At 67.0% G+C, this 21,618-nt stretch carries 19 protein-coding genes; 13 read left to right on the forward strand and 6 right to left on the reverse strand.

What is annotated here, in order from left to right; all coding sequences use genetic code 11:
• Positions 1–32 precede the first annotated feature (32 nt).
• From ACOOHF_RS14555 to ACOOHF_RS14615, 13 genes are all read left to right on the forward strand, one after another.
• Complete coding sequence (locus ACOOHF_RS14555; RefSeq protein WP_420462212.1) at positions 33–1,352, forward strand: tetratricopeptide repeat protein; 1,320 nt, start codon at positions 33–35, stop codon at positions 1,350–1,352.
• A 51-nt stretch (positions 1,353–1,403) separates the two neighbouring features.
• Complete coding sequence (locus tag ACOOHF_RS14560) at positions 1,404–2,681, forward strand: DUF512 domain-containing protein (protein ID WP_420462213.1); 1,278 nt, start codon at positions 1,404–1,406, stop codon at positions 2,679–2,681.
• A gap of 5 nt (positions 2,682–2,686) precedes the next feature.
• A complete protein-coding gene (der, locus tag ACOOHF_RS14565; protein ID WP_420462214.1) occupies positions 2,687–4,012 on the forward strand; it encodes a ribosome biogenesis GTPase Der in 1,326 nt (441 codons plus the stop codon).
• Positions 4,009–4,653 carry a glycerol-3-phosphate 1-O-acyltransferase PlsY gene (plsY, locus tag ACOOHF_RS14570; protein ID WP_420462215.1) on the forward strand — a complete coding sequence of 215 codons (645 nt, stop codon included), beginning with the start codon at positions 4,009–4,011 and terminating at the stop codon, positions 4,651–4,653. Before der ends, plsY begins: the two co-directional genes overlap by 4 nt.
• Entirely contained in the window at positions 4,650–5,660 is a 1,011-nt protein-coding gene (locus tag ACOOHF_RS14575; RefSeq protein ID WP_419935551.1) for an NAD(P)H-dependent glycerol-3-phosphate dehydrogenase, read from the forward strand. The genes plsY and ACOOHF_RS14575 overlap by 4 nt, the downstream gene beginning before the upstream one ends.
• Positions 5,661–5,720: 60 nt before the next feature.
• Complete coding sequence (locus ACOOHF_RS14580; protein WP_420462216.1) at positions 5,721–6,083, forward strand: MerR family transcriptional regulator; 363 nt, start codon at positions 5,721–5,723, stop codon at positions 6,081–6,083.
• Positions 6,080–6,847: a 5'/3'-nucleotidase SurE gene (gene surE, locus ACOOHF_RS14585; RefSeq protein WP_420462217.1), complete on the forward strand. Its 768-nt coding sequence runs from the start codon at positions 6,080–6,082 to the stop codon at positions 6,845–6,847. Before ACOOHF_RS14580 ends, surE begins: the two co-directional genes overlap by 4 nt.
• Entirely contained in the window at positions 6,829–7,515 is a 687-nt protein-coding gene (locus ACOOHF_RS14590; RefSeq protein ID WP_420462218.1) for a protein-L-isoaspartate(D-aspartate) O-methyltransferase, read from the forward strand. Before surE ends, ACOOHF_RS14590 begins: the two co-directional genes overlap by 19 nt.
• On the forward strand, positions 7,512–8,423 hold the full coding sequence (locus ACOOHF_RS14595; protein WP_420462219.1) for a DUF368 domain-containing protein: 912 nt from the start codon (positions 7,512–7,514) through the stop codon (positions 8,421–8,423). Before ACOOHF_RS14590 ends, ACOOHF_RS14595 begins: the two co-directional genes overlap by 4 nt.
• Before the next feature lie 67 nt (positions 8,424–8,490).
• A complete protein-coding gene (locus ACOOHF_RS14600; RefSeq protein WP_420462220.1) occupies positions 8,491–9,189 on the forward strand; it encodes a tetratricopeptide repeat protein in 699 nt (232 codons plus the stop codon).
• 396 nt (positions 9,190–9,585) lie between these two features.
• Positions 9,586–10,062, forward strand: coding sequence for a DUF2299 family protein (locus ACOOHF_RS14605; protein WP_419941681.1), 477 nt, complete (start codon positions 9,586–9,588; stop codon positions 10,060–10,062).
• Positions 10,059–10,619 (forward strand): hypothetical protein, encoded by a 561-nt coding sequence (locus tag ACOOHF_RS14610; RefSeq protein ID WP_420462221.1) that lies wholly within the window; start codon positions 10,059–10,061, stop codon positions 10,617–10,619. Before ACOOHF_RS14605 ends, ACOOHF_RS14610 begins: the two co-directional genes overlap by 4 nt.
• Complete coding sequence (locus ACOOHF_RS14615) at positions 10,616–11,008, forward strand: hypothetical protein (RefSeq protein WP_419941679.1); 393 nt, start codon at positions 10,616–10,618, stop codon at positions 11,006–11,008. The genes ACOOHF_RS14610 and ACOOHF_RS14615 overlap by 4 nt, the downstream gene beginning before the upstream one ends.
• Before the next feature lie 1,162 nt (positions 11,009–12,170).
• Here the strand turns inward: ACOOHF_RS14615 and ACOOHF_RS14620 are convergent.
• The 6 genes from ACOOHF_RS14620 to ACOOHF_RS14645 all read right to left on the reverse strand — a co-directional run bounded on the left by ACOOHF_RS14620 (position 12,171) and on the right by ACOOHF_RS14645 (position 21,579).
• Complete coding sequence (locus tag ACOOHF_RS14620) at positions 12,171–14,438, reverse strand: DUF5916 domain-containing protein (RefSeq protein ID WP_420462222.1); 2,268 nt, start codon at positions 14,436–14,438, stop codon at positions 12,171–12,173.
• Positions 14,439–14,451: 13 nt separating this feature from the next.
• Positions 14,452–16,746: a DUF5916 domain-containing protein gene (locus tag ACOOHF_RS14625; protein ID WP_420462223.1), complete on the reverse strand. Its 2,295-nt coding sequence runs from the start codon at positions 16,744–16,746 to the stop codon at positions 14,452–14,454.
• Between the two features lie 113 nt (positions 16,747–16,859).
• On the reverse strand, positions 16,860–19,121 hold the full coding sequence (locus tag ACOOHF_RS14630) for a DUF5916 domain-containing protein (RefSeq protein ID WP_420462224.1): 2,262 nt from the start codon (positions 19,119–19,121) through the stop codon (positions 16,860–16,862).
• Positions 19,122–19,132: 11 nt separating this feature from the next.
• Positions 19,133–19,888 (reverse strand): class I SAM-dependent methyltransferase, encoded by a 756-nt coding sequence (locus ACOOHF_RS14635; protein ID WP_419935564.1) that lies wholly within the window; start codon positions 19,886–19,888, stop codon positions 19,133–19,135.
• Complete coding sequence (locus ACOOHF_RS14640) at positions 19,885–20,793, reverse strand: ion transporter (RefSeq protein ID WP_419935565.1); 909 nt, start codon at positions 20,791–20,793, stop codon at positions 19,885–19,887. Before ACOOHF_RS14640 ends, ACOOHF_RS14635 begins: the two co-directional genes overlap by 4 nt.
• The gene (locus ACOOHF_RS14645) at positions 20,794–21,579 is read right to left on the reverse strand and encodes a polyprenol monophosphomannose synthase (protein ID WP_419935566.1); all 786 of its coding nucleotides are present in this window, start codon (positions 21,577–21,579) and stop codon (positions 20,794–20,796) included.
• Positions 21,580–21,618: the final 39 nt, after the last annotated feature.

A 21,618-nucleotide genomic window follows, 5' to 3' on the forward strand; every position in this document is an offset into this window, starting at 1 on the left:
ACCAACAGGGGTTCAGAGCGATGTTCAACACGGTGCATGCAGACGCGAAGACGGCGGCCACGGCGGTCCTCGTACTCGGCGTCCTACCTGCGGCGTTGTTCGGGCAGGAGCAGGAATGCCAGTTCGATCCGAGCGATTCGGCGAGCCGCGCGTCGGAGGCGATGCAGGATCTCGAAACGGCGACCGCTGCGGACAGCCTCACCGCCTTCACCGAGGCCTGGGCGGGCCTCGAGGACGACCTCGACAGCGACAACCCCGTCGTCTTCCTGATGGGGGCCCAGGTGCAGATGGGCCTCGACGACTTCGCGGAAGCAACGGGGCTTCTGGACCGTTTCGACGAACTCGCGCCACCCGAGTGCATGGTGCACGGGGAGAACCAGCGCTACAACGGCTGGGTGCGGCTCTACAACCGGGGGGTGAACGCCTACAGCGCCTCCGACACGGAGGCCGCGATCGAGGCGTTCATGCTCGCGAACGAGCTGCGGCCTGACATGCGAACGTACAACATGGCCGCGGGCCTGCAGGCGCAGACCGGGGCGACCGATGCCGCGATCGAGACGTATCGCACCGCACTCGCGACGGACATGGCCGAGGTCGACGCCGAGCAGATGCGGGACGCCGTGCGCGGGCTCGGTGACCTCCTGATGGCCGAGGGCCGTGGCGATGAAGCCGCGGACACCTACGGCGCATATCTCGCCGAGAACCCGGACGATGTCGTGATCCGGATCCGGTACGCGGGCGTGCTCGCGGATCAGGACCGGGCCGACGAGGCGGCGGCCATCTACGCGGACATCCTCGGACGCACGGATCTCAGCTACGACCAGTGGCTCGAGGTCGGGGTCGGGGTCTACGAGGCGCAGAACTTCGAGGACGCGACGACCGCGTTCGGAAACGCGCGCCAGGGGAATCCCTACAACAAGGAGGCGATGGAGAACTACGTCAACGCCTCCACCCAGGCCGGACGTCCGGGGCCGGTCATCCCCCTCGCCGACACCCTGACCACGTGGTATCCCTACGATCAGCTTGCGTTCCAGCTTCACGCCACGGCCCTGGGTCGCGCAGACATGAACGATCAGGCGATGGCGGTCATGGCGGAGGGTGAGGCGGCCGCGCTCTCGTTCACCTTCGCCCAGATGGCCGCCACGTCGGGCGGGAGTTACGTCGTGCAGGTCGACTTCACGGCGCGCACGGCGAGCGGCACGCTGCAGATCCCGTTCGAGTTCCTGGACGCGAACGGGCAGGTCGCGATGACCCATACGCAGACGACGGACGCCGCTGCGGGGAATTTCCGCTTCGAGGTCACCTCCGACGTGCCGCTGGCCGGATTCCGCTACGGGACCATCGGGGGCTGACCGACCGGACGGAGAGCCCCCCCGGGATCCGGACCTTCCGACCGCTTCATCATGATTCGAATCGCCAGAGTCGAGCCGGGCTCGATCGCCGCCGACCTCGACCTCCCCGCCGGTCTCGCCGTGCTCGAGATCAACGGCCGCCCCATCCGGGACAGCCTCGATCTCCTCTTCCATCAGGCGGAACCGTCGCTGCAGATGCTCGCGGAGCGCCCCTCGGGCGAGCGTCTCCTGTTCGAGATCGAGAAGCCGCCGGACGAGCCGCTCGGCATCATCCCCGAGCCCGACAAGATCCGCCGCTGTACGAACGCCTGCCCGTTCTGTTTCGTGAAGGGGAATCCCAGGAAGGACAAGCTTCGGGCGCCCCTGTACGTGAAGGATGACGACTATCGGCTGTCCTTCATGCACGGCCACTACATCACGCTGACGAACCTGCGTCCCGAGGACTGGGACCGGATCTTCGAACAGCGACTCTCGCCTCTGTATGTGAGCGTCCACGCCACCGAGCCGGAGATTCGGCTCGCGATGCTGAAGAACCCCCGCAGCGCCAACATCAATCAGGACCTCGACCGCCTGGCCGACGGGGGCATCCTCGTGCACGCGCAGGTCGTCCTCTGCCCGGATCTGAACGACGGCGACCATCTCACGCGTACGATCGAGAACCTCTACGACCGGCGGGAGGCGATCCGGTCGCTCTCCATCGTCCCGGTGGGACTCACGACCTGGAACGCCGCGCCCGGGGGGCGCACCCTCGAGCCCGCCGAGTGTCGCGCGGCACTCGCGGCCGTGGACGCGATCCGGGAGCGGGCGCTGGCCGAACGCGGCCAGGGGTGGTGCTACGCGGCGGACGAGCTGTACCTGCAGGCGGGGCTGGCGCCGCCGGGCGCGGCCTATTTCGACGACCAGGACCTGGAGAGCAACGGGGTCGGCGCGATCTCGAGCCTGACAGACCGCTTGGCGGGACGGCTCGAGGATCTCGGCCCGCTCGACGGCTGCCGCGTGGTCGCGGTGACCGGCGCATCGATGGGGCCTACGCTGGCCGGCCTCGCGGACCGGATCGCCCGCCGGACCGGGGCCGAGGTGTCCGCCGTGGCGGTCGAGAACACGCTCTACGGGCCCATGGTCACCACGGCGGGGCTGCTGCCGGGCGCGGACCATGCGAAGGCGCTCCGCGAGGGCGGGGATTTCGATGTCGCTCTCTTCTCCGTTCAGGCGCTCAACGACGACGATCTGTTCCTCGATGACATGAGCCTGTCCGACCTTCGTGCCGAGTTCCCCGGTCGCCGGGTCGAGCCCTCGCACGATTTCGTCGACGTCCTCTCCGGGCTGTAGACGCCGTGGCCTTGCAGACCGTGGCCATCGTGGGCCGCCCCAACGTGGGCAAGTCGACGCTGTTCAACCGGATCCTCCGTCGCCGGCTGGCCATCGTGGCGGAGCGCCCCGGCGTGACGCGCGACCGGCAGTTCGCGGAGGCCGAGTGGGCGGGACGCCGGTTCCTGCTCGTCGATACGGGCGGGCTCGTCGAAGGGCCGGGGGGGCAGATCGACCAGGAGGTACGGCGCCAGGCGGAGACCGCGATCGGCCATGCCGACGTGGTCATCCTCGTCGTCGACGGACGGGAGGGGGTGTTGCCCGTCGACCGGCATGTGGGCGACCTCCTGCGCCGCTCGGGCCTGCCCGTGATCCTGGGCGTGAACAAGCTGGACGAACTCGGGGGATCCGTCGAGCATCTCGAGTTCTACGAACTGGGCCTCGGCGACCCCACGCCGCTGGCGGCGCTCAGCGGCAAGGGTTCGGGGGACCTGCTCGACCGCGTGGTCGAGGCGCTCCCCGAGGCCCACGAGGCCGAAGACGGGGGCACCGACCTCCGGGTCGCGGTCATCGGGCGCCCCAACGTGGGCAAGTCGAGCTTCGTCAACCGGCTCCTGGGCGAAGATCGGGTCATCGTCCACGAGGAGGCCGGGACGACCCGGGACGCGATCGACACGGAACTCGAGATCGGGGACCGTCGCGTGTGTCTGATCGACACCGCGGGGCTCCGGAGACAGGCGCGCATCGCGGACGACCTCGAGTTTCTGGGCCGCCTCCGCGCGGCGTCGGCGATCGAGCGCGCGGACGTCTGCCTCCTCCTCGTCGACACCGAGGCCGGTGCCGCGAACCAGGACTTCAGGATCGGACACCAGGCCTGGGACGCCGGCAAAGGGCTCGTGTTCGTGGCGAACAAATGGGACCTGATCGAGGACCGGGGACCGTCGGCAATGGCCGGGTTCGATCGCCAACTCCGAGAGCGGGCGCACTATCTTCGCTGGGTTCCGATCATCACCTGCTCCGCGCTCTCTGGAAAGCGCGTGCGCAAGGTGATGAACCTGGCGTTCGCCGCGCAGGAGGAGCGTGCGCGGCGCATCCCGACCGCCGAAGTCAACAAGGTCCTGCGCGACCTCGTCGCGCGCCGCCAGCCGCCCCAGGGAGGGCGTGGCGACGTGAGGCTGCTGTACGGAAGCCAGGTGGCGTCGTCCCCGCCGCTGTTCGTACTCTGGTCCAACCGCCCCCATGATCTGAAGGAGCACTACGTGCGATACCTCGTCGCCGGCTTCCGGGAGGCCTGGGGATTCGAGGGATCTCCCATCCGGATCAAGCTGAAGCAACGCTCGGAGCGCGCGTGACGGCCCCGCTGCTCACGCTCTTCGCCTATCTGATGGGGGCGTTCCCGACCAGCTACCTCGTGGGGCGGCTGTACGGCTACGATCTGCGCCGGGAGGGGAGCGGCAACCTCGGGTCCACCAACGTATACCGCATCCTCGGCTTCTTCCCGGCTGTCGTGGTGCTCCTCGTCGACCTCCTCAAGGGGTTTCTGCCCGTCTGGTTTTTTCCGCTCTGGGACGGGAGGACGGGGGCGTGGGCGCTCGCGTACGGGCTTGCGGCCATCACCGGACACGTGTGGCCCGTGTACACGAGGTTCAAGGGAGGGAAGGGGGTCGCGACCGCGGCCGGGACGATGGCGGCGCTGGCGCCCGTGGCGGTGACCGTCGCCTTCTCCGTGTGGGTCATGACGGTGATCCTCACCCGCACCGCGTCCGTCGCCTCCCTCGTCTCCGCAAGCCTCGTCCCGATCATGGCGCGCGCCTCGGCGGCGCCGCGGTCGGTCGTCTCGTACGCGATTCTGCTCGCCGTGACGGTCTGGTGGACGCACCGGGCGAACCTCGCGCGCATCGTTCGTCGCGAGGAGTTGCAGATCGACTGGCGGCGCGGACGCGTGCGACCCCGCGCGGCGGACCGGCGGCAGGACCGGAGGGACGAACCGTGAGCCGCGCGGTGGTGACCGTGCTGGGCGCCGGAAGCTGGGGCACGGCGCTCACGGACGTGCTGGTGCGGAACGGCCACGAGGTTCGCCTGTGGGCGCGCGACGAGGCGCACGCCGCCGCCATCCGCGAGGCGGGCGTCAACGAGCGCTACCTGCCCGGGATCGAACTCGCCCGGCCGCACGCGATCACCTCCGACCTCGAGGCGGCGCTCGGCGGCACGCGCTTCGTGGTCTCCGTCTGCCCGTCGCACGCGGTGCGGGCGGTGCTCACGCGGGCGGCTCCGCATCTGGAGGACCAGATCCTGATCTCGGCCTCGAAGGGGATCGAGGTCGGGACGCGCCGGCGGATGTCGGAGGTCATCGTGGAGACGCTCGGCGATGCCGCGTCCTCCCGGACCGTCGTCCTCTCCGGCCCCAGCTTCGCCGAGGAACTGCTGCGCCGGCTTCCGACCGCCGTGGTCGCGGCGAGCCGGCGCGAGGCACACGCGCTTGCGGTCCAGAGCCTGTTCCGGAACGGCTATTTCCGCGTCTATACGCAGCCGGACGTTGACGGGGTGGAGTTGGGAGGCGCACTCAAGAACGTGATCGCTCTCGGCGCGGGTATCTCGGACGGGCTCGAGTTGGGGTCGAACGCGCGGGCGGCGCTCATCAACCGCGGGCTGGCGGAGATCGTGCGCCTCGCCAAACACTTCGGGGCGCGCGAGACGACGCTGGGCGGACTCGCCGGACTCGGCGACCTCGTCCTCACCTGCACGGGTCGGCTGAGCCGGAATCGCTCCGCCGGCCTAGCCATCGGGTCGGGCCGCCGTCCGTCCGAGGCCATCGGAGAGATGGAGCAGGTGGTCGAAGGTGTGCGGACGGCGCGGGCGGCGTACGAACTCAGTCGTCAGCTCGACGTGGAGATGCCGATCACGAGTGCCGTATATTCGATATTGTACGAAGATGTCGCGCCCCGAGCCGCGCTGGCCCGGTTGATGGCGCGCGAGCCGAAGCCGGAACGCTGGGGCTGACCGCCGGGACCGAACGCGGGGGCCCGGGAGCACGCGCCGGAGAGGCCGGAGAGGGGGAGCGTGGCGGATCGCATCGCCCCGAAGGAGTACTATTCGATCGGCGACGTGTGCGAGATCGCCGATCTCAAGCCGCACGTCCTCCGCTACTGGGAGAGCCAGTTCTCCATCCTGAGGCCCACCAAGAACCGGGCCGGAAACCGGGTCTACCGCCGCAAGCAGATCAAGCTCGTCCAGCTCCTGCGGCACCTCCTCTACACGGAACGCTACACGATCGAGGGCGCGCGGAGGAAGCTCGAACAGCTGCGGACGAGCGGACAGCTCGCCAAGGCGGCGCGCGTGGCCTGGGACCGGGAGACGATTCGCGACCTGCGCCGGGAGGCGGACGATCTGGTCGCGCTGCTCGAGGAGGGCGAGGCGGGGTGACCGACGCGGCCAGACCCGTCCTCCTGTGTACGAACGACGACGGCGTGCAGGCGGGCGGTCTCGCGCTCCTGGCGGGGGTGGCGGAGTCCTTCGGCGACGTGTGGACCGTGGCTCCGGACCGCGAGCAGAGCGCGACGAGCCATGCGCTCTCGCTGTACCGTCCGCTCCGCCTCACGCGGCTCGATGATCGGCGCTACATGGTGGACGGGACGCCGACCGACTGCGTGGTCGTAGCCCTCAAGGAGATCCTCGAGACGCCGCCCCGCTTCGTCCTCTCGGGCGTCAACCACGGGCCGAACATGGGCGAGGACGTCCTCTACTCGGGCACCGTGGCGGCCGCGATGGAGGCGACGATCCTCGGGGTCCCGGCGGTCGCCTTCTCGTTCACCGGCGATGACGAGACGGTGCTCGAGACGTACGGAGACCTGCTCGGCGGGCTGATCCGGTCCTGCCTCCGGAGGACGGAGTTTCCGGAAGAGACCTTCCTCAACGTGAACCTCCCGAACCGCCCGGCGAGCGAAGTGGAGGGCGTCGTCGTCACCGCGCTCGGGCGGCGCGTGTATATCGATTCCCTGCGCCGGAGCCGGGATGAGCACGGCCACGACTACTTCCGGATCGGGGGAGGACACTCCGCGTGGCGGGGCAGGGAGGATTCGGACTTCCGGGCCGTACGCGCCGGCTACGTGTCGGTGACGCCGCTGCACCTGGACCTGACGAACTTCGAACTGCTGAACGAGGTGAGGTCGTGGGGCCTGGGGAGCTGACGGCTCGCGGAGGGACTGCCGAATACCAGCGCGACCGCCGGCGCCTGGTGGAGCACCTTCGGACCCGGGGCGTGCGGGATCTCGGGCTCCTGCACGCCTTCGACACCGTACCGCGGCACCTCTTCGTCCCGGAAGTCCTCCGGGGCCGGGCCTACGAGGACATCCCGCTCCCGATCGGCGCGGGACAGACGATCTCCAGCCCCATGATCCATGCGCTGAGCATCGAATGCGCAGGGGTTCGCGCGGGCCAGCGCGTGCTCGAGGTCGGGACGGGGGCCGGCTTCCAGACCGCGCTGCTCGCGACGCTGGGGGCGGAGGTGTACTCGATCGAACGCATCGCGTCGCTGCACGAGGGCGCGGCGCGGGCGCTCTCCCGGGTGGGGGTGGAGGCCCATCTGATGCTGGGAGACGGCAGCCTCGGATGGCCGGAACATGCGCCGTTCCACGCCATCATCGTGGGTGCCGCCACGGCGCGGCCGCCCGCCGCGCTCCTCGAACAGCTGGCCGAGGGCGGACGGATGATCGTCCCCGTGGGGGGGCGGCGGCAGGAGCTGTATCGGTACACCCGGCGGGGCGAGGACGTCTCGCACGAGAAACTCACCCGTGTCCGCTTCGTGCCGCTCATCGAGGAGACCCGGCGGGGCGGGGGACGAGGCCGCGGCCGGTGAAGGCGTGGGCGGCGCTCTATGCGAAAGGGCTGGCCATGGGGCTGGCCGACCTCGTGCCGGGCGTGTCCGGGGGCACGATCGCTCTCATCTCGGGCATCTACGACGAGCTCGTGGAGACGATCGCGGGCCTGGACCACAGGCTGCCGGGTACGCTGCGCGAGCGGGGCCTGCGGGGCACCTGGGAGCAGGCGAACCTCGGCTTCCTGGCCGTCCTGCTCGCCGGCATCCTCACGAGCGTCATCGGGTTCGCCGGGGTGCTGCACTGGCTGCTCGCGAACCGGCCCGTTCAGCTGTGGGCCTTCTTCTTCGGCCTGGTGGCCGCGTCCGTTCCGCTCGTCGGGCGCCGAGTGGCCGAGCGCCGGGCCGGCCTCTGGGCCCTCGGTGCGGCCGGGGCCGTGCTCGCGGGCGCCGTCACGGCGCTTCCCCCACTCGTGAGGTCCGACGCGCCGCTCTTTCTCGCCGCGGCGGCGGCGGTGGCCGCCTGCGCCATGATCCTGCCCGGCATCTCCGGCAGCTTCATCCTGCTCATCCTCGGCGCCTACGCCCCCGTGATCGGCGCCCTCCAGGGCCTCGACGCAATACGGCTCCTCGCCGTCGCCCTCGGCGTCGCCGCGGGCCTGCTCGGCTTCAGCCGCGTGCTCAGACGGCTGCTGGCGCGGCGCCGGGCGGCGACGCTGAGCCTCCTCACCGGCTTCCTGCTCGGGTCACTGAACGCGCTCTGGCCGTGGAAGGACCGGGTCCGCGAGCTGTACACGCACAGCGGGGGCCGGGTCGAATGGCTCATGGAGAACCGGTGGCCCGCATCTCCCGGCGAAATCTGGCCCGCGGCGGGCCTCATGCTCCTCGGGGCGGCCGCGGTGCTGGCCATCGATCGCGCCGCGCGGACGCGCGACCTGCGCGGCGAGTAGCGGCGATTCGCCGGGCCGGATAGCTTCCACGCCGTTCACGCACCGACCTCAAGGAGGGAACACGGGCATGGCCGACGCACTCGCCGGCGGAAAGGGACCAGGGGGACAGGGCCACCGGGACGATGCCTTCGTCCGGTCCACATTCCGGCTCGCCGATTGGGTCACCAAGAACCTGCGATCGGTGCTCGTCGGCGGGGCCGGCATCGCGATCATCGTCGTGGGGGTCGTGTACTACGTCAACTTCCAGGCCTCCGTACGCGAGCAGGCCGCGACCGAACTCGCGACCCTCCGGCTGGGCGCGACGGGCCCCGAGATGCTGATCCCGGATCTCGAGGCGTACGTCCAGCGCTTCGCCGACGCGGAGGCCGCGGACGAAGGCCGGCTCCTGCTCGCGCGGATATACCTCGACACGGGCCAGCCGGTCGAAGCCGAGCGGGTGGCGAACGAGATCTCCGCGGCGCCCGACGAGCCGGTGGGACTCGCGGCACAGACCCTCCGGGCCGCCGCCCAGGAAGCGTCCGGGGACGCGGAAACCGCCGTCGCGACCTACCAGAGGCTGGGTGAGGTGGCCCGCTTCCCGTTCCAGCGTCGCGAGGCGCGAGCCTCGGCGGCCCGAATCCTCACCTCGCTGGGCCGCATGGAAGAGGCCGAGACGATCTACGCCGCCATCGCCGAGGAGGCCGCCGAGGAAGATCCGGTCGAGGCGAGCGTCTACCGCCTCCGGCTCGGCGAGGTCAAGGCGCGTCGCGACCGGGCCAGCGGCTGACCAGCCCGTATCCGCCCGGGGCCGTCAGCGAGGTAAATCCGCCTCCGCCGGGGTTCTGGCGTCGGTTCAAGCTGGCGTGGGCGGTCCTTCGGGGTCGTGACGCCGAGCGCCGGATGCGCGATCTACAGCGCGAGGCTGCGGAACTCGATGAACAGCTCAGCTAGCGTCGGCTCGTGAGCGAGGTGATTTACCCTTGATCTAATCTTCCCGCGAACCCCGTCCCGATCCGTCAGCCTAACCGGAAGTACCAGCGGTGACGGACAGGGAAGCGGGGGACGAGCGAAGGAAAGGCTTGACACCGGAAACGTCGGAGTGTAAACGGTGTACGCGGTGGCGGGTATGTCAACCCACCGGAGTTGCGTCCAACACTGACAAGGGTGGTCTGTGACATCTTCGATGCGCGACGAGCTTGGCCGTTGGCTGGAGGAACTAGGGCTACATGCAACCGACTTTGAGATCGAGGATCCGAGTTGGGAGTGGGCGGTCGTAGTCACCCCTACTCCGACTGCCGAACCACCGCGCGTCCTCGTAGCCCTGCGCAGCGGCGTGGGGCATCTCACGCTCCAGCATACCACGTCGGTTTCAGAGAGTCACTTGACGTTGATGGCCAACCTAGCCGAGCCGGTTCGTGAGACCTTCTTGGCGGATCTTCATCTCAAGCTCTTTTCCCGTCCTCTCGAAATCAGTTTCGCCGGTGATCCTTTGGGTGAGGGTAGTGAAGCCGCCAGCATGAGGATAACGCTGCAAACGCGACTCATCGACGAACGCGTGACCTGCGAGCGCTTCTACACTGCGTACAAGGTCGTTCGAAACGCGGGCACTGTCGTCAATCTGATGTTCACTAGGCTCGTCGCTCGCGGAGATTGGCCATGAGGCACGTCATGATGGACCCCATATGTGTCAATCGTCTGGGCGAAGTAGGGAGGGGCTGGTTCCCCGAACCGCCACTCGTTTTCGACGCGGCTGGCACGGCCTTCGTCATCGACTCGGACCGCGACGAGCCCGTGTGCAGTCGTGAGTACGGTCCGACCCTGGCCTATTTCGTGGAGAGCCAGACACCAGACCCCCGAGGGCTTTGGTTCGCACACACACCGCGCAGCCGCGTGGCTGACCAATGGCAGATACTTGAGCTCCGGGATCCTGAGGATGCAATCCCTTCCGTTGAGCATGTCGCCCCTTCTTCAGAGGATGTCGCGGGGAGGGTGAAGGACATCGTCCGAGGGCTGGACATGGACGCTGAGTTCTCGCAACTGCGTACCCACACGGTTCCCGAGGATGGCCGCTCCATCACGTTCACCGTGATGAAGATCATCCTCCCCGAAACCTCGTACGGCAAAGAAGCCATTGCTCGGGTCTACGAAGCTCTCGGGGAGGGGTTGACCGAAGCCGAGGGCGAAGCCTTGTCTACGTGGGTGATCCCCGGAGAATGAGCCCCACCTTCTGCCCAGAAGACTTCTTCGAGACGGCCAAGGAACTCAAGGACAAGCGCTTCCCGACCGAGGCGGATCTAAGGACGGCCGTCGGGCGTGCCTACTACGCGGCTTACGGAGCCGCCAAGGCTCGGTATCTGGCCGCTCAGGCGCCAGGAAACCGGGAGATACGCCACGGGGAGGTCGGGAGCATCATCATGGGCGTAGTCCCCGGCCCTGTCATAGCGAAGACCTGGGACGCGCTGATGAGGATGAGAAAAACCAGCGATTACGTGTACGACCAACCAGTCACGAAGCAGGACGCACGGTCTGCCCTGGACCATTCTGACATTCTGCTTACCGCCATACGCCAAGCGGACGACGCTTCCTTCAAGAAGATATCCATCTGATCCGCGCGGTCCAGAAGTTCCGGTCATGTGGTGGCGATAGCTATATAAGATATAGTCCCGAATCTTCGGGCGATTCGGCGGCATATGCGCCCATCTGGAGCGCCGAATCCGGCGCAAGTCCAAACCTCCCCGGTGTACCTTCCCGCGTGTACATGAGGCGGAATATAGGCGGGCCGATCGGGGCCGCAATCTGGCCTCCAGAAATCGGGGGTCTCGTCCGTGGCCGTGGGGCCTCCCGATCTTCCTCCGACGTGTACCGTAGGGATTCGCGGTTCCCGGCCTATCCGCCGGGCTCCTCCATCAGAGACGGGCAATAAAGGGCCGTCGCCTCTGATCTCCGCGTCCCGTCGGCCGCTCCGAAAATCAATGCGTTGGCGATACGCTCGCCAGAGGAAGGCTCCTCCATTCCTTGAAGCCGAAGGGCGTTCGCGCCCAACTTTCCAGCTTCCTCCCTCAACTTGCTCAACATCCCCGATTCGTTCGTCCAATTTCCGCTTCCAGACCCGTGAAGGATGGCAACGCGCCCGCAATCCTCCGGCATTTCGTCATCGGCGAAGAAGACGTGAACGGCCTCCGGGTAGATCACCCGGCCAGCGCGAGGGGCGCCCGGCAACATGGTTGTCTGCACCCTGACGCATCCGGCCACGAGTAGCACCGCGATGCCAAGCGTGATGAGATTTGGTCCACGTCGTGTCTCCATCGCTGGCCCCTTTTGGAAGTAAGGTCGAAACCTGACCCGACAGTATGCGAATCGAGGTACACGGCTGGCAACGGGCGCGAGGCTCGCCGGAGGCGCGTAGCTTCCATCCCTTCGGTTCGGCTTCCTGCGGCTTGGCTTAGCGCGGAGGTCGAGGTCCGGGAGACGGGCGTCCGCTTGTTCTCCATCGGCTCCGATCCGAAGCGGGCGCAGGGTTTGAGGCCGTCTCTGTGGATCGGTGACGAGATCGCGAGTTGGGCACGTTCGACGGCCGAAAATGGCGCATAAGATATATTATGTAAACTTACCGCGAAAAAGTAACCTGTCCCGGATACATTGCCCCGTCGCACGACGCTACCGAAATCGGGACGTGAACTGAGCAGACGCGGCGAAGACCCCGACGGGATCCGCCGGGCGATCTCGCAGATTCGCGCGCCGCGGGAGCCGGACGGCCCTGGCTAAGGGCTAGAAGGTGAAGGTGTGGGAGTACTTCACCATGAGCGCCCGCCCCGCCGAGAACGGGAGGCGCGGGTCGATGCCTCCGTTCGTGCGGTCCATGTGGTAGCCCTCGTTGTAGACCACCCACAGGTCCACGCCCTCGTGGAAGTGGTACCGGAAGCGCGCGTTCACGGTCGTCTGGTCCACGGTCGAGTTGTACTGAGCGAGCGCGCTGAACGAGAGGTGGGTGTCGAGCGAATAATCCACCCTGATCCGCGCCAGGTGGGTCGTCAGGGGGCTCTGGCCCGGGAATTCGAAGCGATTGATGTCGTAGCTGGGCCGGAGCTCGAGATGACTCGAGAGGTTGACGGCCGGGCTCAGCTGCAGGCTCGCGCGGCGCCCGTCGTAGAAACTCCCGACAGATCCGCCGAGCTCCCCTCGCAAGAGGCCTCCCCGCGAGAGACGCCACGACAGGTCCGCTTCGTGGAACCAGTATTCCCCGGGGTTGATCTGGAGGCTCGCGACCCGGAACGGCTCGCGGATGCTTTCGAAGCTCGAACGAGAGGTGAGGGTCATGAAGGCGCCCGACTTCATGGCGAGGAGCAGCATCGGAGCGATGGTGCGCGACTCCGGCGTGATATCCGAGTTCCGGTAGTAGTGGTCCGTGCTGCCCCCGATCATCACCGTGCGCATCTTCGAGTCCGCGCCGAGGAACCAGGAGTACTCGGCCGACCCGCCGAAGAGGGTGAAGTCATCCCGGAGCTGGAAGCCGAGACGCGGCAGGTAGTCCACTCCCACCCGCCGGTACTGCGCGCTGTAGTTGAACCCTTGCTGCCTCCGGCGTTCGAACTGGGCGAAGAAGGCCCCCGCGTCGAGCGGGTTCCGCTCCACGACCTCGTCGTCGAAGGTCTGGGCCCACTTCAGCGTCAGGTACTCGTCCCCGAACAGCCGGATCTCGCCGTCCGCGCCCCAAGCGATGTTGCGCTCGCCGTTCGCGTCCACCCGGGTGGTCAGGATCCCGCCGACCGATGAGTTGTCGTTGAACACCTTCTGCTTGAGCCGGAGCACCCCCATGTTCTCGCCCGCCCGCCCCGAATTCGGAGCCGTCTGCATGTTGAGGAACCCGAAGTCGAGCCCCCCGGCCCGCCCCACCACGCGCGCGCCCCCATAGATACGGACCAGATCTCCGCGGTCGAGCCCGATGCGGCGGCTGAAGAACACCCGGTCCGTGATCCCGCCGGTGGCGAAATCGAAGGTCGCCGACCGCTCCTGGAAGAACTGCCGCTTCTCCGGGAAAAAGAGCGGGAAACGGGTCAGGTTGATCTGCTGGTCGTCCGCCTCGACCTGGGCGAAGTCCGTGTTCGCCGTCAGGTCGATGGACAGGTTCGAGGAGGGCGAGTACTTGATGTCGAGGCCCGGTTCCCGCGTGGGCTCGTCGGTCGTGTCCCAGTACGCGGCCTGTACGGCCGGCGGCTCGAGCAGGGTCGGAATCTGCGTCATCCCGCCGAGCAGGTACGGCGTCACGTAGACCGGCTTCGTGCGGTCCACCTTCGTGAAGGTGACCCGCTGCGCGAGCGACGGTTTGCCGAAGCCGAAGAAGCCGTATTCGGGCGAGATGTCGGGATAGACGTGGCGCTCGTTCTTGCGCGAGATGGAGCGGTAGACGATGAGCCCCATCGTCACGTCCCCGCCGGTATTCTGGAACCCCAGCGTCGAGAACGGGATGCGCATCTCAGCGGACCACCCTTCGGCCATCGGCTGCGCGAGGCCGTCCCAGTGCGCGTTCCAGTCGCTGTTGAACGGCCTCGTCCCCGCCGTGAACTCGGCGTCGCTCCACACGGTGCGGTCGGATCTCGCCCCGTTCGGATTCACCACGAACGCGACAGCCGTCTCGTGATCGTTGTAGCTGTCGATCACGATGGAGAACTGGTCGTCTCCGCTGAACCCGTCGCGGGTGTAACTGTTCGCGCGGATCCCCGAGGGGTCCGAGTCGAACATCCGACCCGAAACGTAGAGATACCGGTCGTCGTAGGCGATCCGGATTTCCGTCCGCTCCGTCGCTTCCCCGCCGTAGATGGGCGAATACATGACGACGGGCACGGGTTCGATGTCGGCCCAGGCAGGCTCGTCGACGAGGCCGTCGAGGTGGATGTGCCCGTGCCCCTCGAGCCGCGTGAGGGGGACGGAGGGCTTGTCGCGCCCCCCGCTCTGCGCGGCCGCCTGCACCGGAACCCCGACCGCGAGCGCCGCCCACATGCCGAGCGCCGCCAGGCGCCCGATGTTCAGGCGAGCCATCTTCGCCCCTGTCTCACCAAATGAAGGTGTGCGAGTACTTGACCATGATGTTCCGTCCCGCCGACCACGGGAGTCTCGGCCCAAACCGCTGATCGCGTTCGAAGTTCAACCCTTCATTGTACACGATCCACAGATCCGTGCCTTCCCGAAAGTGGTACCGGAAGCGCGCGTTGATGCTCGTGCGCTCGTCGATGTTGTTGTACTGCGCGAAAGTGCTGAGCGAGAGGTGCGTGTTGAAGGCGAAATTCAGCCGTAGGCGACCGAGTTGCGTCGTCGTCTCTTCGCCCCGGTCGGGGAACTCGATCCGATTGACCTCGTAGCCGCCGACCACTTCCAGGTAGCGGGAAACGGTCCACGTGGGGTTGAAGATCAGCCCCACGCGCCGCCCGTCGTAGAAGCTCCCCACCGTCGTCCTGATATCGCCCCGGAAGATCGTGCTGCGCGGCAGCATCCAGTCGATGCCGACCTCGTGGAACCAGTATTGGCCCGGCTGGATGGACACCGTACCGACCGGAAACGGTGTCCGGATGTCCTCGAACTGTGTGTTCGAGTAGGCCGTGATGTTCGCGGTCGACTTGAAATCGAACGACACCGAGGGACGAATGGAGCGGGATTCGATCGTGAGGTCGGCGTTGCGGTGGTAGTTCTCGCCCATCGCCAACAGGGTGACACTGTTGAGCGAAGCGCTGGGGCCCTGGAGCCAGGTATGGGCGAACTGGCCGCCGTACAGCGTGAAGTCGTTCCGCAGCTGGAAACCGAGGCGCGGCAGGTAGTCCGGACCCACGCGTCGGTAGTAGAGATTGTACCAGATGCCGCGATCCGTCCGTCGCTCCCACCGGGCGCGGATGAGACTCGCGTCGAGCGTGTTGCGCTCCCTGACCTCCTCGTCGAGGCTCTGCGCCCACGTCAACGTCAGGTACTCGTTGCCGAACGGACGCAGTTGAGAATCCAGCCCGTAGACGACGTTGTCCTGGCCGTTCGAGCCGTAACGGGTCGCGACGATCCCTCCGACGAACGAATACGGATTGAACACCTGCTGCTTGAGCCGCAACACACCCATGTTTTCGCCCGATCGCCCCGCGGTCGGAGCGGTCTGCATGTTGAGGAATCCGAAGTCCAGGCCCCCGAGCCGGCCGACCAGCCTCGCGCCCCCGTATATCCGGACGAGTTCTCCCCGCTCGAGCCCGATGCGCCGACTGAAGAAAACACGGTCGGTGAAGCCCCCGGTCCCGAAGTCGAAGGTCGAGGTGCGTTCCTGGAAGAACTGGCGCTTCTCGGGAAAGAAGAGCGAGAACCGGGTGAGGTTGACCTGTTGGTCGTCCGCCTCCACCTGGGCGAAGTCGGTGTTGACGGTGAGATCGATGGCCAGATTCGACGACGGAGAATACTTGAGGTCCAGGCCGGGCTCGGCCGTGTGATCCTGCTCCGTCCCCCAGAACGAGGCGGCGGCGGACGGCTCCCGCAGGACCGGTGTTCGGCTGAGGCCCCCGAGCACGTACGGGGTCACGTATGCGGGTGTCTTGGGCTGGACCCCGCGCAGCGTCATCCGCTGGCCCTGTGACGGCTTGAGGAACCCTCCCTGGCCCCATTCGCGTCCGATCGTCGGATAGACGTGGCGCTCGTTCTTTCGGCCGATGAAGCGGTAGATGATGATCCCCATCGTCACTTCGTCACCCTCCGCCTGGAATCCCAGGGTGGAGAACGGGATCCGGTATTCCGCGAACCACCCCTCTTCGTTTCGCGAGGTGAGGACGTGCCAATGGGCGTTCCAGTCGGCGTTGAACGGCATCACGTCTCCCGTGAACACGCCATCGTTGGAGAGCGAGCGATCCTGGCGGACGCCGGCAGGTGTGGTACCGAACCACAGTCCGGTCTCGTAATCGTTGTAGCTGTCGATCACGACCGAGAGGAGATCATCGCCGCTGAACGCATCACGGTAGAAAGTGTTCGAGCGGATGCCTTCAGGGTCCGAGTCGTACATCCGCCCGGACAGGTAGAGGTACTCGTCATCATGCGCGATCCGGACCTCGGTCCGCTCCGTCATCTCGCCCCCGTGGGTCGGGGCCCACATGAACATCGGCAGTGGCTCGATCGCGTCCCAGGCCGCCTCGTTCACGACCCCGTCGACGTCGATCTCTCCCGTAATCCGGGGGATCGGCACCGGCACACTCGACCGGAGCGACGTCACGTCCAATTCGTCCGGGTCCCCGGTCTGCGCGGCGAGCCCGGGGGTCAGGAGCAGACATGCCGGCACGATCCACGCGAGCGGAGCCGGGCTTCGCTGAAGTCGACGGCGGGTGGGGGCCAACGGCATGTATCCGGGGTCGGGAGTGCTTCCAGGAGGTTCTTCGTCTACCGCCAAAACACTCCGGCGAGGCTGAGGGTTCAATCCCCGTGCGTTGGCGGGTCCGGTGTTGCGGTCTACCAGCTGAAGGTGTGCGAGTACTTGATCAGAAGGGTCCGCCCGGCCGACCGCGGCAGCCTGGGGTCGAATCCCCGATCTCGTTCAAGGTTCAGCCCTTCGTTGTACACGATCCAGAGATCCGTGCCTTCCCTGAAGTGGTAGCGGAAGCGCGCGTTGATGCTGGTGCGCTCGTCGAGGTTGTTGTACTGCGCGAAGGTGCTGAGCGACATGTGCTGGTTCATGGCGAAGGACAGCTTGAGGCGGCCGAGGTGGGTCGTCGTCGCCTCGCCGCGGCTCGGAAACTCGATCCGGTTCACCTCGTAGCCGCCACCGACCTCGAAGTACCGTGACAGGCTCCAGATCGGGTTGAAGATGAGCCCCGCGCGCCGTCCGTCGTAGAAACTCCCTACCGTCGTCTTGATGTCCCCGCGGAAGACCGCGGTGCGCGGCAGCATCCAGTCGATGCCGGCTTCCTGGAACCGGTATTCACCCCGCGGGATCGACACATCCGCGACGTGAAACGGGATCCGTATGTCCTCGAACTGCGTGTTCGAGTAAACCGTAATGTTCGAGCCCGACTTGAAAGCGAACTCTACCTCGGGGCGGATCGAGCGGGACTCGGGCGTGAGATCGGCGTTCCGGTAGTAGCTCTCGCCCATCACCGAGAGGGTGATGTTGTTGAGCGATGCGCTCGGGCCCTGGAGCCACGTATGGGCGAGCTGCCCACCGAAGAGCGCGAAGTCGCTCCGCAGCTGGAATCCGAGACGCGGAGTGTAGTCCGGCCCCACGCGCCGGTAGAATAGGTTGTACCACAGGCCGCGGTCCGTCCGTCGCTCCCAGCGGGCGCGAAACAGACCCGCGTCGAGCACGTTCCGCTCGACGACCTGCTCGTCGAAGGTCTGCGCCCACGTGAGCGTGAAGTACTCGTTCCCGAACGGCCGCACCTGCATATCCACGCCGTACGCGACGTTGTCCTGTCCGTTGTTCCCGAGTCGCGTCGCCACGATCCCGCCCACGAACGAGTACGGGTTGAACACCTGCTGCTTCAGTCGCAGCGCGCCCGTGTTTTCGCCCGAACGCCCCGCCGCCGGAGCGGTCTGCATGTTCAGGAGGCCGTAGTCCAGCCCGCCGACACGGCCGACGACCCTCGCGCCGCCGTAGATCCTGACGAGTTCCCCTCTCTCGAGCCCGATCCTCCGGCTGAAGAACACGCGGTCGGTGAAACCGCCCGTCCCGAAATCGAAGGTCGAGGCGCGTTCCTGGAAGAACTGCCGTTTCTCCGGAAAGAAGAGGGAGAAACGGGTCAGGTTGACCTGCTGCTCGTCCGCCTCCACCTGGGCGAAATCGGTGTTGACCGTCAGGTCGATGGCGAGATTGGAGGACGGCGAATACTTGAGGTCGATCCCGGGTTCGGTCGCCCGGTCGCGCTCCGTCGCCCAGTACGAGGCCGCGTCGGACGGTTCACGGAGCACCGGGGTCTGGCTGAGGCCTCCAAGCACGTAGGGCGTCACATAGACCGGCGTGTTGGGACGCACCTCGCGCACCGTCATCCTCTGGGTCTGCGACGGCTTCATGAACGCGAGCCTGCCCCATTCCCGCGCGATGGCCGGGTACACCTGGCGCTCGTTCTTGCGGCTGATGTAGCGATAGATGGTGATGCCCATCGTCACTTCATCGCCCTGCGCCTGGAACCCCAGGGTCGAGAACGGGATGCGGAACTCCGCGAACCAGCCTTCTCCGTTCCGGGTCGTGCGCACGTCCCAGTGCGCGTTCCAGTCCTGGTTGAACGGCGGGAGGTCACCCGAGAACTCGGCGTCGTTGGAGATCGAGCGGTCGTGGCGGACGCCCGCGGGGGTGGTGGCGAACCAGAGCGCGGTCTCGTAGTCGTTGTAACTGTCGACCACGAACGAGAGCAGGTCATCTCCGCTGTAAATATCACGGTAGAAGGTGTTTACGCGGATCCCGTCCGGGTTCGAGTCGTACATCCGCCCCGAGGCGTAGAGGTATTGGTCGTCGTGCGCGAGGCGGATCTCGGTCCGCTCGGTCAGCTCGCCCCCGTGGGTCGGGGACATGATGAACAGGGGGAGCGGATCGATCGTGTCCCAGACGGGTTCGTCCACGATCCCGTCCACTTCGATCTCCTCGGCGATCCGGGGGATCGGCACCGGGACGCTGGAGCGGAGCGACGTTACGTCCACCTCCCCCGCCCCGCCGGCCTGGGCCGCCAGCCCCGGCGCCGCGAGCGCCGTCCACAGCGCCACCCACGCGGGGGCGGACATGCCTCCCGCGTTCAATCTCGTCGCGTGAGGAGGAAAAACCACTGCGGGGCCCAGTGCAACATCCTCGTCCGCGCGGTCCGCGGAACAAGCGACAGGATGCGCCAGAACGGGCGCCATCTCGACCCGCCTGCACGCCCCAGAACGGAACGGATCGCCCGCTCCGTGATGTCGGTGACATGAAGGCCCGCCACATTCAGCGTGCGGCGAAGCGGGCGATATCCCAGAAAGCGGATGCCGCGGTAGCTCCGACCGCGTCGTGCCCAGCGCACGTATCGATCGGCGAGCCCCGTCGGCAGCCAGCTGAGGAAGGGCAGCCTGTAATGAGGCTCGAAAATCGCCCAGCGATTCCCCGCCGTCACATAGGCAAGTCCTCCCGGCTTGAGTACGCGTGACACCTCTTCGAACAGGCTGCGCGGTTCCGGGACATGCTCATATACATGGTTCACGATCAGGAGATCGAAGCTGGCGTCAGCGACGGGGAGGCGGGTGCCGTCCGCCACGCAGGTCCGCTCTCGTTCGATCACGACGGCGGGATCGACCTCGAAACCGACGATGGGCCTGCCGCTGACCCTCTCGAGTTCGCGTTTCAGGAGGCCCGTGCCACTCCCCAGGTCGCCGATCACGCGCGCCCCGCGGATCTCGTCGCCGATGACGGTCGCAAGGACGGCCGCCTTCCGGACCCGGCTTGCCCTGTACTCCGGACTCGACAGGAAGGCCTCATAGAAGTCGCAGTCCGGGCCGTTCGCCTCCGGTGAAGGGATCGTCATTCGACAAGTTCGGCGCCGCAGTGCTTGCAGTGGCGGGCGTCGGCTTCATGCCCGGGCGTGGCACAGCGGAGGCAGAGCCGCTCGATGGCGGCCCGCAGACTCTGCTGGCGCTCGCCCACGATCTCGGCGGAGATGATGCCCGTCGGCACGGCGATCACGCCGTACCCGAGGATCATGAGCAAGGCGGCGAGCATCTGACCCAGCGGGGTCTGGGGCGTGATGTCCCCGAACCCCACCGTCGTCACCGTCACGATGGCCCAGTAAACGCCGCGCGGGATGCTGCTGAAGCCCGCCTCGGCCCCTTCGATCACGTACATCGCGGAGCCCACGAGGCTGACGACGACGAGCACCGCGACGAGGAAGACGGCGATCTTGTAGGCGCTCGAACGTAGCGCGTGGATCAGGAGCCGTTCCCCACCCACGAACTGTGCGAGCTTCAGCACCCGGAAGACGCGCACCACGCGCAGAAGGCGGATGACGGCGAGCGCCTGCCCGCCCGGGATGAAGAGGCCGATGAAATTGGGCAGGATCGCGAGCAGATCGACGATCCCGAAGAAGGAGCGCCCGTACCGGGTCGCCTTCTCGGCCGAGATCAGCCGAAAGACGTATTCAATCGTGAACAGCCCCGTGAACACCCACTCCAACGTCCACAGTGCCCCGCGCGCGCCGACCGCCAGTTCGTTCACGCTCTCCAGCATGACCACGACGACGCTGGCCACGATCACGCCGATCAGAGCCAGGTCGAACAGCCGGCCGTCCGGGGTCAGGTTGCCGAAGATGATCCGGTGGGCCTCGCACCTCCACCGAGGCCGCGTGGAGAAGATGGGGTGGCGCTCGTAATCGATCGCCGGCCGCACCGGCTCCCGCCGCGACGGGAAGTACGACATGGTCCGGTTTCTTGCCATTTACAGCCTCCCGAACAGGGACCGCAGCCGGAGGGCCCACACGCGCCACACCGCCTCGCGGACGATCGCGCCCGACATCTTGCTCTGGCCCGCCGCCCGATCCGTGAACACGATCGGGACCTCGCCGATCCGGAACCCCTTCTTCCAGGCGCGGAAGTTCATCTCGATCTGGAAGGTGTACCCGGTCGATCCCACCGCATCGAGGTCGAGAGCTTCGAGCACGGGCCGCGTGAAGCACTTGAATCCGCTCGTCGAGTCTGCCAGCCGCAGACCCGTGACGAAGCGCGCGTACTTGTTCGCATAGTAGCTGAGGAGCAGGCGCGACATGGGCCAGTTGATCACGTTGACCCCCGCAGTATAGCGGGATCCCACGACCACATCGAAGCCGGCCGTGGCCGCGATCATGTCGGACAGGTAGCGCGGGTCGTGAGACCCGTCGGCGTCCATCTCGAAGATCCAGTCGAAGTCCCGCTCCAGCGCCCAGCGGAATCCGGCGACATAGGCGGACCCGAGCCCCCCCTTCCCTTCCCTGTGAAGCGCCTGCACCCGGGGTTCGCCGGCCGCAATCGAATCCACGAGGCCGCCGGTGCCATCCGGGGACGCGTCATCCACGACGAGCACGGAGAGGCGGCTGTCTCGGGCCAGCACGCTCGACACGATGTCGGCGATGGACTGGATCTCGTTGTAGGTGGGCAGGATGACCAGGCCGCGTTTGCCCGCGGCGGGATCGGACTCGGGTCCCCCGCCGTGATCCGGCGCGGGAGCAGAAGGCGTGTCGGTGCTCATGGCGCCGACAACCTAGCGACCCCGACCCTGCGGCTGCGA

The sequence above is a fragment of the Candidatus Palauibacter sp. genome (assembly GCF_965216145.1).
GTDB lineage: Bacteria > Gemmatimonadota > Gemmatimonadetes > Palauibacterales > Palauibacteraceae > Palauibacter.